The sequence below is a fragment of the Faucicola sp. SE7633 genome (assembly GCF_059264685.1).
The window spans coordinates 18,172-35,362 of record NZ_JCADBW010000018.1; the positions used below are offsets into that span (position 1 = coordinate 18,172).

Genomic DNA, 17,191 nt, shown 5'->3' on the forward strand with positions numbered 1-17,191 from the left:
TTTATCAAAATCAAGGTTGTTGGACGGGTGGTTCATGGCTAAAATACTGCTCAACGCTTGTGAATCTGTCACGGGAGTGCATCGATGGCTGATAAATTGCGCCAATATATCCGCCAAAATTTTGGCAAAATCCTATTCATCACGATCTTTCTTATCATGCCGCTATTGATGTCTTGGTATGGGCGTATTGTGCTACTTATCATACTCATTTCCCTGTTAAGGCCAGCGTGGTTTGGGTGGTTGTATGACAGCCGTCCCGTAGAAGACAGCATTGGGCGTTATTTTGCGCTCATGTTTTTAGCCCTGCTATTTGCTATTGGTGAGCGCATGAGATTGGCTGGCGGGTCATCGTAAAATTAAAACAAAAAATCCTGTGCGTACAACTTAAACTGCATCACCGTGGGTGCGATGCTACCTAGGCCAGTGTTTGGGTTGGTGTTGGGGATGCTGTTTAACGGGCTGTTTGGGTGTTTTAGCGAGTTGGGCAAAATTGTGTCGGCTTGCTGGTAAGTTGGCACAAAGCCCAATTTGCGGTGCAACGCGATGGACGCGGTATTGTGCGCCAACACCTGCGCATCAATCACCGCTGGCGGATTGTCGGCATTCAATGCATCTGCCAATGCCAGTACCGCCAGCGCAAACCCTAAGCCCTGCCCACGCGGACAGTCGGGCGCAAGATAAAACCCCCATGTGGCGTGTTTGGCATGGTTTGCCCCTGTCGTCAGCGTTTGATACGGCGCGGCTTGGCAAGTGACATTGACAAAACCTGCTGGCATGTATTGGGCTGGCTGCTGCTCGGCATTCGGGCAAATTTCAAACACCCACAACCGCACATTGGGCGCGGCAAGCTGGCGGCTAAACCAACGCTGATGGCTGTCCCATGCGATGGTAGCTTGGCCAAACATCCATTGGCGCACATCGATGTGGTTGCGCCATTGCCAAATTTGGCGCATGTCATCAACCGTTGCCCGTCGCACACGCGCATGGCGCAAACGCTTAGCATGGCGGATGGCATTGACCACGCGCACCGCCCCACGCCCATCAACCAATGCCGCGGCACGGCGGCTAAACGCGGCATAATTGGTGAGTACTTGCGCCAGCGCATTGGGCAAATCCTCGGCCAACCGCTCACGCGCACATAACGCCACCACACGCGCTTGCTGCAATGCGTGGGCAATATGGCGTTGATTGTCCGCCAGCACCAGCAGCACGCTGGGCAAGCCCAAACAGCAACGCTCCCACGTCGTGCTGCCTGCCGCGCCGATGGCGATATCCGCCTGTGCCATCCGCTGCGCCATGTTGGTGGCATGGATGACAACCTGACAATCAAACGCTGCCGTCTTAGCAAAGGCTTGCACGCTGGCAGTGTGTGGCGCGGTTTTGCCCATCACCACCGTCACGCGGATATCGCGCTGCTGCTTGGCATGGTAGGTTTGCAGGGCGTGCAACACCGCCAACGTCACGTTATCGCTATCCACACCGCCCAAATTAAGCAAAAGGTTTATACGCTGCTGGGCAGCTGGTTTGTGGCGTTTTTTTAAACTCCGCTCACGCCATTCGGCAAATTCAGGTCGCAGCAAAGCATAGCGCGTGCCAAGCAACAGCCGACAATACGGAGGTACTAAGTCGCGATAATCCGCCGCGTGTCGCCCAAATGTGGTGTCTAGCAAAATATCGCTGTCATGCGCGCGATCGGCCAAATCATCAATCACCAAGATTTTGACGTTTGGCAATAAGTGTCTGGCCCGTTGCTGCCACGGTTTGGCCAACGCGTAATGGTCGATGATAAGCCAATCGGGCTGATAGTCGGCTAAAATCGGCTGACAATCGGCAAAGTCATTGGCTTCACTCACGCCAAGCCACGCGCTGTGGGCATACGCCATGCCAGCGTTTTGGTCACACGCCGATGGGCTGGGTTTTGCCAACCCAAAAACCTCATACCCTGCCTGCGCCAGCATTGCCGACAAATGCCCGTCATGCGCGCGGCAAACAAACGCCACCGTACACCCTAACGCACGCAGCGCGTGGGCAAGCGTCAAACAGCGCATGACATGCCCACTACCTATCGCCAAGCTGGCATCAGCTCTAATTAAAACGCGCATCATTAGCACCATGGCGCAATCGGTACACCGCTTCGGCAAACTGCCAGTCCGCCACGTCATCGATATCAACCACGCTGTGTTTGGGCAATACCACACCCAACGCATGGTTGTGGATGGATGCTTGAACCTGCCACGTTGCCGCTTTAGCCCAATAAAATTGCCCCGCGTCGTGGTACGCCTGCGGCAAATCCTGCGTACGCGTTTGTTCGTGTTGGCTAAATACACTGGCAAGCTGGTGGTTTTGTTTAAGTTTTAACGCGCGTAAAATATTGGTAGTAAATGCCAACACAGGCATACAATACAAACTGCCTGACTGTTGCCAGCTTGCCAAACTCTCAACAAGCACTGACGCAGGCAACAGCGGCGTGCACGGGTAAAGACAACAAACGTTGGTTGTGGGAGACAACGCTAACGCATCGATGGCATGGCGTATCACCGCCACCGTGGTGGCATGGTCATCGGCCAATGCAGCAGGGCGCGCGATGATCTGCGCGCCATACGCCTGTGCGATGGCGGCAATGGTGTCATCATCGGTGGATACATAAATTTGGGCAAACAGCTGGCTTGCCTGTGCGGTGGCGATGGCATATGCCAACATCGGCTTACCGCAAAAGTCTTTGCTGTTTTTGTGTGGAATACGTTTGCTACCACCACGGGCAGGGATGATACAGACGTTCATGACGCGCTCACCGTGGACTGGCTGGCATGGGCTAAGGCATGCTTTAGCGTGGTAATCACGCGGTCTTGCTCGGCATCGGTCAAATCATAATACAACGGCAGGCTTATCGCGCCTGCGTAATACGCCTCAGCGTGGCGAAAATCCCCGACATCAAAACCCAGCGCGCGGTAGTACGGCTGGGTATGCACAGGGATATAATGCACATTGACACCAATGGCCTGCGCGCGCAGCGTATCAAACACCGCGCGGCGCACACTGGGCGCAACCTCAATGGCATATAAATGCAATGCGCTGACGTTTTGTGGGCTGCGATACGGCAGGCGCACGCCAAATGCCGCCACCAAATCCGCCAGCTTGTCATCATAACGCTGCGCTAGCGTATGCCGACGGGCAATAAATGCATCCAACTTGGTAAGCTGGCTTAGCCCCAGCGCGGCTTGCAGCTCGGTCATGCGGTAATTGTAGCCCAAATCAAGCTGTTGGTAATACCACGCGCCATCGGTCTCACCAACCATGTGGGCAGGGTCACGCGTGATACCGTGGCTACGCAAGCGCAGCATATGCGCCGCCAGATCCTCGCGGTTGGTGGTGGCCAGTCCGCCCTCAGCCGTGGTGATGATTTTGACGGGATGAAAGCTAAACACCGTGATATCACTGTATTGGCAGCTACCAACAGGCACACCGCGATACTGCGCCCCGACCGCGTGCGACGCATCCTCAATGACGGCAAAACCATACTGTTTTGCCAAACTGCCGATAGCCGCCATGTCACACGGCTCACCCGCAAAATGCACCACCACCAGCACCTTGGGCAAGCGATTGTCCAAAGCCGCTTGCGTAAGCTTTGCTGCCAATGCATCGACCGACAAATTGCGCGTGACAGGGTCAATATCGACAAAATCCACCTGCGCCCCACAGTACACACCGCAATTTGCTGAAGCAACAAACGTGTTTGGCGTGGTCCACAGCCAATCACCCACGCCCAGCCCCAATGCCAAACAGGCAATATGCAGCGCAGAAGTCGCGCTATTGACCGCCACCCCATAGCTTGCGCCAACGCGGCTTGCCAACGCGCGCTCAAACGCAGGCACGCGCGCGCCTTGGGTCAAAAAATCCGACGTAAGCACCGCCACCACCGCGTCGATATCCGCGCGCGTGATGTGCTGGCGACCATAGGGGATAAAATCAGGTTTGGCGTTTGGCATGGTTATTTTTGGTCTTTGTGTTGGTTATTTGGCTAAAAAAATCAAATTTGCCCAATACTGTGAGCGTTTGCGTCAATCCACGCGCGCAATGTTGCAACATCCATCCATTCTGGATTGGTGTCACTGGCGTACACAAAGCCCTCGGGCACGCGCTTGCCGTCTTTGATGCGCTCAGGTGAGTCACCCCAGCCGTTGATTGCAGGCAAAATTTTGTAATAATCGGCATATTCAAACGTGTGCAGCGCATCTTCACTGCCAATCATTTGCTCGTGGAGTTTTTCACCAGGACGAATGCCAACGATTTCTTGCCGCGCATCGGGGGCAATCGCGGTTGCTACCTCCGTCATCAGCATCGATGGAATTTTTTTGACATAAATCTCACCGCCAACCATATCGGCAAACGCATGCCAAACCAGCTCCACGCCTTGCTCCAAAGAGATCATAAACCGCGTCATGCGCGCGTCGGTGATGGGCAGCACACCACGGTCTTTGATGGATAAAAAATACGGAATCACCGAACCGCGCGAACCCATGACGTTGCCATAACGCACCACGCTAAAGCGCGTGCCATGCTCGCCTGAATACGCATTGCCCGCAACAAACAATTTGTCTGAGGCAAGTTTGGTTGCGCCATACAGATTAACGGGACTGCTGGCTTTGTCGGTTGAGAGCGCGACGACTTTTTTGACGCCTTTATCAATACAGGCATCAATCAAATTCATCGCGCCCATGATATTGGTTTTGACGCATTCAAATGGGTTGTATTCCGCCGTTGGCACGATTTTGGTCGCCGCCGCATGCACCACATAATCCACCCCATCAAGCGCACGATACAGGCGGTCTTTGTCACGCACATCGCCAATAAAGAACCGCACGCGTGGGTCGTTTTGGTAATGCTTTGCCATCTCCCACTGCTTCATTTCATCGCGCGAAAACACAATCAGCTTTTTGGGATTATATCGCGCCAGTGTCATCGGCACAAACGTATGCCCAAACGAGCCTGTACCACCCGTGACTAAAATCGTTGCGTTGTCAAACTGATTCATGGTTACCACCACTCTTAATTTTTTCACTATACAAAAACTAGCGCGCGCCAAAGCCTGTCAGCATGGTTTGCAACGTCTTAATCACAATCAAACTATCCAGCGCCAGCCCAATGTGCTTGATATAATAAAAATCATACTGCACCTTGAGCGCGGTTTCGTCCTCATTGCTGGCATAGCCTTGCGTGACCTGCGCCCAACCCGAAATCCCTGGTTTGACGATATGGCGATAATTATAAAACGGAATGCGCTGCTCAAATTCACGGACAAAACTTTGCTGCTCAGGGCGCGGGCCTATCAGGCTCATCTCGCCTTTGAGCACATTGATAAACTGCGGCAGCTCATCAATGCGCGTTTTACGGATAAACCGCCCCACACGGGTGACGCGCGCGTCATTTTTGCTGGCAAGCCTTGCCCCGTCACGCTCAGCATCCAAGCGCATACTGCGAAACTTATAAATGGTAAACAGCCGCCCACCTTGCCCCACGCGCTGCTGGGTAAAAATCACCTGACCTGGGCTCTCAAGACGGATGGCCAACGCGGTCAAAAGACAAATCGGCACGACAAAGGGCGCAGATACCAACACCGCAAGGCTATCGAGCACCTGCTTGATGCGCAAATACCCCTGTGACGGCAGCAGCGAACCCAAATCGTTTTCATACAAATGCCGAATCGGTAGCCTACCTGTCAAGGACTCAAACACTTGGCGGTTATTATACACCGCACGCCCGTGCAATGTCTGCTGTGTCAAAAACCGTTGCCACGGTTCATCAAGCTCAGGCGCGGACAAATCGGCGACGATGGCTTGTACCGTGCGGTCTTGAGCAGGCGTGAGGTGCGGCGCATCAAGACGCAGCCAATGAATGGTTGCCGCGTGGGTGACATGGTTTGTCAGTGCGTGTGACAAATCTTGACACCCACCCAGCGGAATATACGCCAAGTAGCGCGTGCGCAACGCCTGCTCTAGCCACACCGAGGCGACAAAAAACCCCAGCCCCAACACGCCGGCAAACGCCAAATAATACAATGAATACGGCAACCGCAGCACCAGCAGCACGCCTGCCAGCAGCAACGCCACCCCAAGCAGCGTCGGCAGCACCAGCGTCAGCGCGCGCTGTCCGGGAAATTGCGCCAACCGCCGCAGCGCAAACGTGGCAAGCAGCACCCCAAGGCTGACAATCATCAAGCTATTAAGCTGGGTATCGAGCAAATCCCAGCGCAGCAGCCGCCCACGCCACCGCCACCACGCAGGCAGCAGCGCAATGACCGCCCAGCCCACCACCAAACGCACGCCCACCCAACGCCACAGCCCCAACAGCCGAGTGGGCAGCCACGCACGCTGACCCACGCCCGTCACCTCAAACGATGGCGGCACAGACTTGGGCGAATCGGCAGGCATATCAGACATAGCGTTTTTAACCTAAATAGCAGCAAACAAATTGGGCCTCTGCACGCATCGCGCGCGCTCAACGCGGCGTTAAGCCTGTTTTGGCAGGGTTTGCCTTGCGCCATGCCACAAAATCTTGATACAGCGCACCAAACACGGCAGGATTTTGCCGCGCCAAGTTGCCCAAATCGATGTCGATATTATCGCAGTTTTTGATATCGCGCACCATCACACACGCCGCTTGCGCATAACGCAGCGCGTTGGTGGTGTCGCCTTGGTACGCCAGCATCTGGGCATACGCCAGCATATTAAACTGTGACGAATCCAGCCCCATCACGTTATAAAACAGCCGCGTCTTGTCCGCAATATTGACCGCATTGACAGGCACGCGCATGGCAAAAATACGCTCCTCATATGGCTCAAAGCCCCAAATCTGGCGATACGCTGGCACACTTTGGTCGGTGAATTTGTGATTGTCGTGGCGCACAAACTGGCTATAATCCAAATAATTGCGCGCCAAAAACGTCTGCACATAAAACCCCAGCCCACCCAGCACCACCGCTAGCGCGCACACCAACCCACGCCGCCCGATCCCCCCCACGATGCCGCCCGTGTTGGCAGGCAACCGCAGCGCGTACAGACGCTGATCAATCAGCGCGACAAACAGCGCGAACACCGCCAAATAGCGAACATACCACAGTGGATATTCCACACTGGCATACAGCAAACTTGCCCACACAAACGCCAACGCCGCCGCGCTCTCACAGCTATGGCGCGTGTGCAGCGCGCGCAGCAGCACCCACGCAATCGGCAAGCACCACACCAGCCCAATCACGCCAAGCTCCGCCAAGAGCATACTGACAAAATTGTGCGTATGGTCGGCAATCTCTGGCCATGCAAACCGCTGGGCGTAGTCGATGCTTGCGCCCATGTAGTTATTCCAGCCCACGCCCGTGAGTGGATGCTCAGCAAACATCAGCAGCCCACGCGCGTGCATTGCTGCCCGATTACCCTGCCCACCTGCCAGCCGACTGACCGCGCCCAACGCATTGGCTTGCCCAAGGCTACTAAGCCAGCTTGCCGTGACATAATACAGTAAAAACGCCGCCAGCGTACCACCCATCAATGCCGCCTTACGCCGCCACGCCAACGGCTGCACGGCAAAAAACACCACCGCCACAATGACCGCCATGCCAAGCCCTGCACGGCTTTGGGTCAATGCCAAGCCAATACTAAACGCGACAAAACCCAGCATCAAAGCCACGCGATACACCTGCCGATACCGCCACGTTGCCACGCGCCTGCCAAAACACCGCCCCTCACCAAATGCCTGCTGCAACAAATACAGCGTACCGCACAACGCCAGCACAAACGCATACGCGGTGTGGTTGGCTTGCCCAAAGTTGCCATCAAAGCGCGTCGGGTTTGCCGTGCTACGCGCGATAATCCAGCCCTGCCACGCGATTTGATACTGCAAAATCTGCATGATTTGGATGGCAAATGTCAGCACCGCCATGACAAACGCCGCGCCAAACACGCGCGTCAGCAGCCGCGCTTTATCCGTCACATTGCTGGCCACCCATGTCAGCAGCGCCACCACCAGCAAGCCCCCTATGGGAAAAATCAACGCATGTGGGTAGCGGATATCAACCAGCAGCGGCTGCACACCAAGCCAACCTGCTAACCCCAGCCAAGTGACCACCGACAAGCCGACGTGGCGCGCAGGATACACCCACAACCACGCCATCACGCCTGCCACAATCCACGCAAATGACCAGCTATTGACCAAAAAATCGCGCCCAATGGGCGAATGCCATGGTAACAGATAGCCCAAAATCGCCATGCCCATGCACCACCCAAGCCAGCGGCTGTTGTCTTGTGGCGGATGGGTGGCGGATTGTGCCAAGGGCGGTGGCGGTGGTAAGGTGTCGGTATGGAGCATGGCAATCCGCGGTGGTGGATGGCAAATAACGGGGTTGATTTTTGATGGGCAATAAAAAATGCCAAACGTGGTAGTTTAGCATTTTGACAAAGGCAAGAAAATATCACGCCGATAAGTTTTGCTGAGGTGCTCATTTATTTGACAAAAAACTTATTTTTTGCCACCACGGTTGCAATGGGTTGGGCGTTGGTATCCAGCAAAATCAACGGCAAGTCATAACTGGCATCGGTGATTACAGGCAAATAGCCTTGCGCTGAGGGATAATCATGCTGAATCTGCTGATAAAGCGCATTATCAGCTTTTTTAATTTGTGCCAATGTCAGCTGATTACGTCGTACTGTTGCCGCATCATATGGCAAATAACTTGCTGTATCATAAATTGCTTGTATAGCATCTGTCGCGTTTGCTGCCATGACCAATTTGGGTTGCCCCCAGTTTTGTTGCCACAGTTTAGGCATAAATTGCTCAATGGGCTTTTGTGGGTTGGCGTAGTCGGCTGGCGATACCGCATAGGCTTGGTCATGATATATCACCAACCACGCAGGACGCGCCTCGGCGATGTGCAGCATACCCCATAACCACGCTGCCAACTGCAAAACGATGATCACCGCCAAATCCATTTTTAAGGTTTTTTTGCCTTGTTGATAGACAATAAACGTCAGTAATGGTCCGATGATTAAATCAACAATCAGTAATAAGCCGAATACGGGCAGCACGTTGTATACCGTATAAAACGGCATACTGTACCATAGCCCGAACACCAAGCCTGCGCTCAACAGCATTAATACTGCCGAAAAACCAACATGGATGCCAGTTGCTTTAATTTTTTGCTGAAGTGGGCTATTGATGTTCAAATGCGCCTACCTTATATTAATTCAATGGTTCGACTTTATACAGCATACAGCGTTTAGCCATTAGATGCTGGCTTTACTGAAGACTAGCAGCATGTTCACAGGCTGCTGGCAGATATTGGTTAGCAATGTTACTTTGGCATGTCCAGCTACCAACCACTGTGCGTTGCCAAACAATTTTTTTACCTTTCAAAGCAGGATTGACTTGGTTGGATAACGTTGCGGTGATTGACGTGGTTAGCGTCAGCGGATTAGTGATTTGCGCTACGCCTGTGTTATTGGGCAGCACCACGCCGACTTGCGATGCACCTGCAATGAGATTGGACGCTACCGCGCGTGGGTCACACTGCTGCACACCTGTACCAATCGTATTCAACCCTTCATTGAGGCAATCCTCAACCGACAAGCGCAGCTCGCCCAGCTCACCGATGATTCTGCCTGCCTGTGCGCGCGCCACAAAAATCTGGTATTGCAGTATAGCAATGGCAGTCAATATGCCAATAATGCTAACCACGACCATCAGCTCAAGCAAGCTAAAGCCTCGTTGCCCCGTTACGTTTGATAAAGCGGTAAGCCTAGGTGTCATGTTGTGCCCTGCCATCATCGCTGCTATTTGTTTTGCCAAGCTAAGTTTTTGTCAAGCTAAGTTTTAGACCGCCCATACAGCTGTTGATATATCCGTTCAACCGTCTGCTTTGGACTGCTATAGGCATTACGTCCGTTGCTCAATAGCGCGATGACTGCACCATCTTCGGTCACGACAACCAACGACGACAAACCCAACAGCGCGCCGCTGCGTACATAGATTTTGGGTTGGCCAAGCGATGGCTGGTAGCTAAACATAGCATAGCCGTAGCAGTCTTCCCACTTGGTGGGGTCACACGGGATATCGGCAAACGTGGTAATATTGGGCGCAGGCTTGGCAAGCATGGTTTTGACTTGTTGTGCCAAGTCAATGGCATTGCCCGATAAGCCTGCCGCCGATGCCAAGCCGTGGTAGTCAAACGCGGTGTAGATGTCAGCAATGCCCGTAATGCCTGTTTCAACGTAGTTATAAAATACCTCATCGGGCATGGCAGTGTTGCCGATGAAGCGCAGCGTGGTACGGTCTAGCCCGTAGTTGGCGCGGATGACATCGGTATAGGGCTGTTGGTATTGACGCGCGATGACTTCGCCAAGTAGGCAGTAGCCAAGGTTTGAATAGCTCATTTTGCTGTTGGGGGTAAAGCCTAGGGTGATTTGGTTAAGTTCGTCTAGATGATTGGGGCAAATGTCTTTGCCGATGCCAAACATGTCTTGCCCTGCTAGGCTGTAGCGGTCAAAGCCTGCACGATGTAGCAATAGGTCAGCGATGGTGATGTCGTTGATGCGTGGGTCTTTGGGGTTGTGGATTTGCGGCAGCAGGTCAGCCAGTTTGGTGTCTAGGCGCAGTTTGCCTTGCTTGATGAGCGTCAAGATAGCATCGGCTGTCCACAGTTTGGTGACGCTGGCGTAGCGAAAGCGCGTGTTGGGGGTAACGGGGGGCGATAGCAGAGGATATTCGCCTGTGTAGCCGTTTTGGCAATGCGCGAGCGTGCCGTGGGGGTCGATGTAGGCGATTTGGTTGGATGGCGCACTGCCGTATAAGGCTTGGTTGGTGATGGTGTTGGTAAGCCATGTGGGGCTGTTGGGGGTGCAGGTAAGGCGGTGGTTGGATAATTGGGCGCGGATTGGATAGGTTTTGAGCCAAACGTGGTTGCGTGCGTCGTTGTTAACATAAAAATAAACAAAACATGCCGCCAACATGATAATTATTAAGAGTTGAAAAAAATCCTGTGCTTTTAGCTGGCGAAACATTTTTTGCCTTATATTCAATGTTAAACTAAAATTCGCGATTGACTTTTTACAGTGAATAAAAAAAAGTAAAGACCGAAGTCTTTACTTTTTATAAAAATCATTTAGTAAAATATATTTAGCATTAAGAAAGATCTGTTATAGCAGTTGTTGTGGCAGGGCAACCCGCTGGGGCAAATTTTGCATCAACATCTGTAGAGCAGCTCCACGTACCATCAGCAGTACGTGACCATTGAACTTTTTTCGCAGTATCATTTTTTAAAATAGCAGCGGCGTTATGACCAAATGTAGCCTGAATTGTAGCTGTACCATCGCCATTGATTTTAACGTTAGGTACGCCTTGGTTAGTACCAGCTGTACCAGCGGCGATAACTGCGCCATCTGCACCTAGCAAGTTAGAGCCTGTTGCACCAATATCCCCTGAGGCACAAGTCACCGCGTCTGACGCTGTACCAGATACTTTACCTGCTTGAACACAGTTATCAACGGCAGTTTTTAGACTACCAGTCTCACCCATCACACGGCTAACTTGTGAACGTGCGATGTAGTTCTGGTATTGAGGAATAGCGATAGCAGCCAAGATACCGATGATAGCGATAACGATCATCAATTCAATCAATGTAAAACCTTTTTGAGCGTTCATAATGAACTCCTTTGTAAAAAATCAGTGATACTGATACGGTTGGGCAGATGCCCGTTTAGCGTTTAAGCCTATCTATTCATACGCTGGTTGCACATAGCGCGTGGCGCGTGATGGAATAAATAGTTCTACCTCTGCCCTGACTCTTGCATTTTGCGTGCCAACTTTGGCAACGCGCGTTGCTGGGTAATCATGTGACATTTTTTGTCAGTTTAGTGACAAATTTTGACCAATCTGCTGACACAGTTACCAAATTTGTCAGTTAGCTGCCCCAAACATTGCCAATTTTTGTCACCCAGCCGTCTCAACTGCCGCATTATGTCCCACACCATGTGTCAAAAATTGTCAGTATGACAAAAATTGACACACCATGCGCCGATAGCACACAGCGCACTAATTGCGCCACTCGTCACCGCGTCCGCACGTTTTGTTTGTCGCAGACAAGACGTGGCATTTTTCGCCATTGGCGGATAGCGTAAGTGTCCCATCGCCATCCATCATGCCCCGTGCCACAGGCACTGCCGTAATTTTCCACTGTGCGGTAGCAGGTGCAATGCTGTAGGTGTAGTTGGGCTGGTCGGCAGGAAAGCTGACGTTACTTTTAGCAATATTATCATATGTACCTTCTGCCAATTTACGCGCCTCAATACGGCTTGCTTCATTTTGCATTTCCGTCATCATCTCGGTGCGCTTGGTGCGCTTGACGTGACTTTGGTAGTTTGGGTAGGCAATCGCCGCCAATACCCCGATGACGGCAACCACGATCATCAGTTCAAGCAGTGTAAAGCCCTGTATTTCACGGTAGCGTGTGGTTAATAAATTGCGCTTATCAAATTTTGATTGTATCGTCACCATGGCTCTGAACCTGCTTCATTGGTTGCGCACGTTGCGTTTTTGATCGTAAAATTTTCGTTTGTGCGGTTCTTGCAGCGCGCGCCTTGGCTACTGAAAAATAGCTTGCTAGCACGGTCTGATTTTAACTTATCGTTTGGTGTTGCCATCATCCGCCAGCCAGTCGGCGCGGCAGATACGTCATTGGCATCACTATGGGTCAGTGAGCTTGTGCCATCTGGACCTGTCAGCTCGATTTTGTATTTAAAGTTATCTTGGCTTGCACCCATCGGCACGTAGATGATTTTATGGGCGGTATCATCACTGTTGCCGTCTTTATAGTAGCCATACGCATATACGATTTCGCCCTGTTCATTTTGGTTTTTGGGATAAAATCCGCGATACGTCAGCGCGTTTGCGCGCCAACGCTCAAGCTCTAGGGCGACTTGGCTCATACGGGTTTGCACTTGCGCTTCGGCATTTTTGACGACGTAGCGGCGATAGCTTGGCAGCGCGATGCTGGCCAGTATCGCCATGATGGCAACCGTCACCATCAGCTCAATTAATGTAAAGCCTATTTGTCGATGGCGCATTAACATGGGCATCATCTCCGCTTTAATGCTTTATTTGCTAACTTGATACCACGTTTTTGGTGTTAGCATCCAGCGTGTTTCAATCAATGTATCTTTGGCAGAACCATCCCCACCTTCTTGGGTGATTGCACCGCCATCACCACCAGCCAAAGTCAGTCCTTTTTGTGCGCTATTGATGCCAGAACCATCTTTGGCAGAGTCTCGCCCAAAATTCACTCGCCCGATGGCACGATCTGGCAGACTTAGTGTACCGATCAGCAGGCGTTGGTTATTGCGTTCGCTGCTGTATGGTCCTAAGGTCAGCTCTTGGATACCTTTACCTGCACGCATAAAGCCGCCTGTACCGTTGATGGAGTTATTGGTTTGCTCTGCTGGGTCTTTTAGGCAGATACCATAGGGTAAGCAATATAGCTCACGCTCTGAACCACCGACAATCTTGGCAGAACAGTCATCCCCACTGTCATCATACGTCATATCAGGGTTGTACACGGTGGTATATAGCGTACTATTGATAACTTCAGACTTGCCCACGCCCTTGTTGTAGCGTACGTTGTTGTAGCCGTCAAACCGTGTCAGCAGGTAGTACCAACCGCGCTTGCTACCTGACTGCATCGGTGCGATCGCGCCTTTACGCTGCGCTTCGGTATAGCCGCCTGATGGTTGAGCGCCCATCGCAGTAGGCAAAGCAACTAAATTAGCATCTGTTAGGTCTTTAACTTTCAAGTTAGATGCGGTGTTAAACTCGGTGTTGGGTCTGGTGATGTCGCTATCAACGATACCATACACACGGTCTGAATTGCTTAGCTGGGTACGGATTTTGGACAGCGGTGAGCTGCGATCACCTGAAATTAAATTAACCATGGCAAATAAGTTTTTACTGTCGTTATTGCGGTAAAAACTAACCACAGGGCGCTCATAGAAGCGTAGTTGATATTGCTTTTCATTAGCAGGCGCTAATAGCCGCGTCACACGGGCATTGCTGGCGGTGGCCAAGTCTAGATATTTGACCTTGATCTTGCGGTTGTTTTCTAGCGTTTGCTCACCATCTTTGGCGATAAAATCAGCACGGAATAGCTGTCCACCTAGGTCGGCAAAATAAATATGATCCATAAAACCGTCATTGTCACGGTCAAGCACCGTCACACCACCAACGATGCTGTTTTTCATATACGCGTTGGTGACACTTGAGCTGCCCACCGTGTTGTTGGCATTACTAGCAGACCACAGTAGAGCACCTGTTTTAGCATTAATCATATAAACAGCATTGCCAATCGCGTCTGGATTGGTCGTGCGGTTACATCTTTGTCCTGCTTGGTTGGTCATGGTGGATGTCGTCGAACCAACGTAGTAGCTTTCATCCTCATAACAGGTGTCATAGCCACCGCCAAAGATTAGCACGTCCGTACCCTTATCAGATTCGCTCAGACGTACACGCGCTTTGACAGGTTTTGACCAAATTTGACCCATACGCCCAAAACCTACTGCTGATGGGGATGTTGGTGGTAGGATGCTAAAGAGCCGTCTGGGCGCGTCATATCTACTTAGGTCAAGACCATACAGACCATTGCCACCAAGACGAAAACCACCATAAGCAAACACGCCTTTATTGCTATCAGTGTCGATATTGACCTTTTTACTGGTTAGATCATATTTATAATCCGCTGTGACCAGCCATGGCGCATCTACACCTGCATTCGGTGCGCCCGCTGTAGCACCTGTCGTGTCATTATTGATACTGTTAGGTTGATTTTGTAACACCACTTTTGGGATAAAGGCAAATTTTTCTTCACCGCTATCAGTACTGACCAAATGCAACGCGCCGTCCATAGAACCAAATAGCACATAGTCATCACGCGTTGCGCCCACGCGTCCATCGTCATCAAGATTGGCAGCGTAGGATACGGCTGTTGGTGCTGAATGGATGGTTGCGCCCACTTGCTTACCACCGCTTGCTGTCTTGATGTCTAAGCTCAGATCTTTTAAATAATTGGTGGTGGTTTCGTTGGGGTTAGGTTCTCTAAAGTCATTAAACCCTAAGAAATTGACCAATCGCTTAATCATCACAGGTGTGTAGATGGTATCGGTCAGCGTATTGCTATTACTGGCGGCATTGTCATTGAGCGTAATTTGGCCACTACTATTGACCCCGAATTTAACCAAACTGTTTGCGTTTTCGATATATAGCGTTCGGATATTGTCGATCTCACTGGCGTTGGGTGCTGGTAGTTGTGAGTAATAACCGCCTGATTGGACATTGGTGTTTTTATCGCCCTCGTTTTTGGCACTCCACAAATCCTGCGTGGTCGGCACAAGCGCGCCTGAGGCATCGGTAAATAAAGCTTTATTATTTTTACCTACCAGTGTACCAGCGTTGAGCGTATATTTTTTGACGTTGCCAGGCCAAATAGGTACAGCGTCGCTCACCTTGGCTTCTACCATTGGGTAGTAGGCATAGGCAAGCTGGCTATCTGCACGGTAGGGGTCATCAGGTACGGTGATAGTACCAGACGGCGTGGCAGGCAAGGTTTGGTTTAAGTCATTAACGAATGTTTTGATGCTATCAATCACGTCTTCAGTCGATTGGGCAGAATAAAAGCCGCCCTCGCCATAGCCACCCACCCCCGGTAAGCTAGGATGCGATTTAGCCCCCCAGTTACAGGCGTTTTTGGCATCTCTATCAGTAATTTTTGAGCAGTCAAAATAGGTCGCTATTTTATCTTCTGTATATTGGTAGTTACCGCGAGCATCTTTGACAGGCATACTGGTTTTTTTGTCAAGCTCAGGTACTCTAAGCTCTTGTTTAATATTTATATAGTTATCAACGTTAAAATCTGAGCCAAAGCCAACCACTGCGGTACGGATTGATAGGTTTTTGGGGTTATTATCTGCTATACGCAAGGCTCTAGCGAATGCGCCGACTTCTGGCATACGCCCTTTTGAATTATCACTTGGTGGCAAGGTGTTGGACATATTAAAGCTATCTGATTTTGTACCTAACGCTTTACGCATTAGTTTTTCAGGATCTATCGACGAGTTAGGTTTCCCGTCGGTCAAAAAATAAATCCCCTGCCCATCACATTGAGAGTTACTGTTTAAAGGTGATATGTACTTACCTCCGCTTTTGGAGCTTGGCACTGATTTGTCAAAGCCACTTGTAGTGTCATTATCATAGCGATTACTTTCGCCCAACATATAAGCGCCAACACTTGAATACGCGTTAGCAGTTGGAGTCCCCCCGCTACCTCGGAGTGCAGCAACTGCAGTTTTGATGTTAGCACGCTGTGTGTCAGTCAGCAGCGCTGCTGGTAGCAAGATTTTGCCACTCAAGCCATCTGCGCCGTTATAAACATTATTTTTATCACTTTGAGCTGAAAATTGCCCAATACCGATGGCTACTTTTTTTGAGTCTAAAACATAGTTATCTTTGCTATCTTTTTCATCCATCAGACGGAAAATAGCATCCTTCAGACGTGTCAAACGGTCAAAATATGGCTTTTTGGTTGATATGTTTTTGTAATAATAGCCTTCAGCCTCTGACAGACCTTTGGTGTTAGGTGTGGTTGTCAATGCCACATTACACTCTCGGTAATCAGTGCTACCATCATTTCCTGTACCACAAGAATACCAGGACGTGGTGGTATCCCAGCAAGACCAAAAAATGCAGCTTCTTCGCGTAACGCTTCGATAAAAGTATCGTCTTTCTGAATCGGTTGCTACTTCACAGCCAATTCTTTTGTAGCTGGGTGTGGTACCAGAATTCTCTTCATAGCGTCTTACCGTAGCATTTTGTTGGTTCTCTGGTAAATCACACGCATCGTTGCCTACTGCATCGTACGCCATACTACCTGAGGTATCAAGCATCATCGTGATAGTAACCTTGCCACCCTCTGCCGCTTGATAGATCTCCAAATCCCCAATCTTTTTGCTCGAGGCTTGCGCTTGCGTCGCGCCTACCGCCATGGCAGCGGTCACCGCCAGCACCCCATAACGCAGTGGCGATGATAGAGTTGTTGTAGCAGTCGTCTTCGTTTTCATCGGAATTCAATCCTCCTGCATGAACCTACCAACTACCTTAACCTATTGTA

The 17,191-nt window shown here is 51.0% G+C and carries 14 protein-coding genes; 1 reads left to right on the forward strand and 13 read right to left on the reverse strand.

From position 1 onward, the window contains the following. Positions 1 to 84: 84 nt before the first annotated feature. On the forward strand, positions 85 to 354 hold the full coding sequence (locus tag AC5L4R_RS07645) for a hypothetical protein (RefSeq protein WP_494473337.1): 270 nt from the start codon (positions 85 to 87) through the stop codon (positions 352 to 354). A gap of 2 nt (positions 355 to 356) precedes the next feature. On the opposite strand, the gene pseG is transcribed toward AC5L4R_RS07645, so the two are convergent. From pseG to AC5L4R_RS07710, 13 genes are all read right to left on the reverse strand, one after another. After that, positions 357 to 2,102, reverse strand: coding sequence for a UDP-2,4-diacetamido-2,4,6-trideoxy-beta-L-altropyranose hydrolase (pseG, locus tag AC5L4R_RS07650; RefSeq protein WP_494473338.1), 1,746 nt, complete (start codon positions 2,100 to 2,102; stop codon positions 357 to 359). Further along, complete coding sequence (gene pseF / locus AC5L4R_RS07655) at positions 2,086 to 2,781, reverse strand: pseudaminic acid cytidylyltransferase (protein WP_494473339.1); 696 nt, start codon at positions 2,779 to 2,781, stop codon at positions 2,086 to 2,088. The genes pseG and pseF overlap by 17 nt, the downstream gene beginning before the upstream one ends. Further along, positions 2,778 to 3,986, reverse strand: coding sequence for a UDP-4-amino-4,6-dideoxy-N-acetyl-beta-L-altrosamine transaminase (gene pseC, locus AC5L4R_RS07660; protein ID WP_494473340.1), 1,209 nt, complete (start codon positions 3,984 to 3,986; stop codon positions 2,778 to 2,780). Before pseC ends, pseF begins: the two co-directional genes overlap by 4 nt. 41 nt (positions 3,987 to 4,027) lie before the next feature. Then, positions 4,028 to 5,032, reverse strand: coding sequence for a UDP-N-acetylglucosamine 4,6-dehydratase (inverting) (gene pseB / locus AC5L4R_RS07665; protein ID WP_494473341.1), 1,005 nt, complete (start codon positions 5,030 to 5,032; stop codon positions 4,028 to 4,030). A gap of 37 nt (positions 5,033 to 5,069) precedes the next feature. After that, a complete protein-coding gene (locus tag AC5L4R_RS07670; RefSeq protein WP_494473342.1) occupies positions 5,070 to 6,437 on the reverse strand; it encodes an exopolysaccharide biosynthesis polyprenyl glycosylphosphotransferase in 1,368 nt (455 codons plus the stop codon). Positions 6,438 to 6,495: 58 nt separating this feature from the next. Next, entirely contained in the window at positions 6,496 to 8,358 is a 1,863-nt protein-coding gene (locus AC5L4R_RS07675) for an O-antigen ligase family protein (RefSeq protein WP_494473343.1), read from the reverse strand. Positions 8,359 to 8,492: 134 nt separating this feature from the next. After that, positions 8,493 to 9,212 carry a hypothetical protein gene (locus tag AC5L4R_RS07680; protein ID WP_494473344.1) on the reverse strand — a complete coding sequence of 240 codons (720 nt, stop codon included), beginning with the start codon at positions 9,210 to 9,212 and terminating at the stop codon, positions 8,493 to 8,495. A 73-nt stretch (positions 9,213 to 9,285) separates the two neighbouring features. Beyond that, positions 9,286 to 9,834 (reverse strand): pilin, encoded by a 549-nt coding sequence (locus AC5L4R_RS07685; RefSeq protein ID WP_494473345.1) that lies wholly within the window; start codon positions 9,832 to 9,834, stop codon positions 9,286 to 9,288. 17 nt (positions 9,835 to 9,851) lie between these two features. Beyond that, positions 9,852 to 11,045 carry a serine hydrolase domain-containing protein gene (locus tag AC5L4R_RS07690; protein ID WP_494473346.1) on the reverse strand — a complete coding sequence of 398 codons (1,194 nt, stop codon included), beginning with the start codon at positions 11,043 to 11,045 and terminating at the stop codon, positions 9,852 to 9,854. 121 nt (positions 11,046 to 11,166) lie between these two features. Next, positions 11,167 to 11,685, reverse strand: coding sequence for a pilin (locus AC5L4R_RS07695; protein ID WP_494473347.1), 519 nt, complete (start codon positions 11,683 to 11,685; stop codon positions 11,167 to 11,169). Between the two features lie 390 nt (positions 11,686 to 12,075). Further along, positions 12,076 to 12,537 (reverse strand): type IV pilin protein, encoded by a 462-nt coding sequence (locus AC5L4R_RS07700; protein ID WP_494473348.1) that lies wholly within the window; start codon positions 12,535 to 12,537, stop codon positions 12,076 to 12,078. After that, positions 12,531 to 13,118, reverse strand: a complete 588-nt coding sequence (locus AC5L4R_RS07705) for a type IV pilin protein (RefSeq protein ID WP_494473349.1) — start codon at positions 13,116 to 13,118, stop codon at positions 12,531 to 12,533. Before AC5L4R_RS07705 ends, AC5L4R_RS07700 begins: the two co-directional genes overlap by 7 nt. An 18-nt stretch (positions 13,119 to 13,136) precedes the next feature. Further along, positions 13,137 to 17,141, reverse strand: coding sequence for a pilus assembly protein (locus AC5L4R_RS07710; protein WP_494473350.1), 4,005 nt, complete (start codon positions 17,139 to 17,141; stop codon positions 13,137 to 13,139). Positions 17,142 to 17,191: the final 50 nt, after the last annotated feature.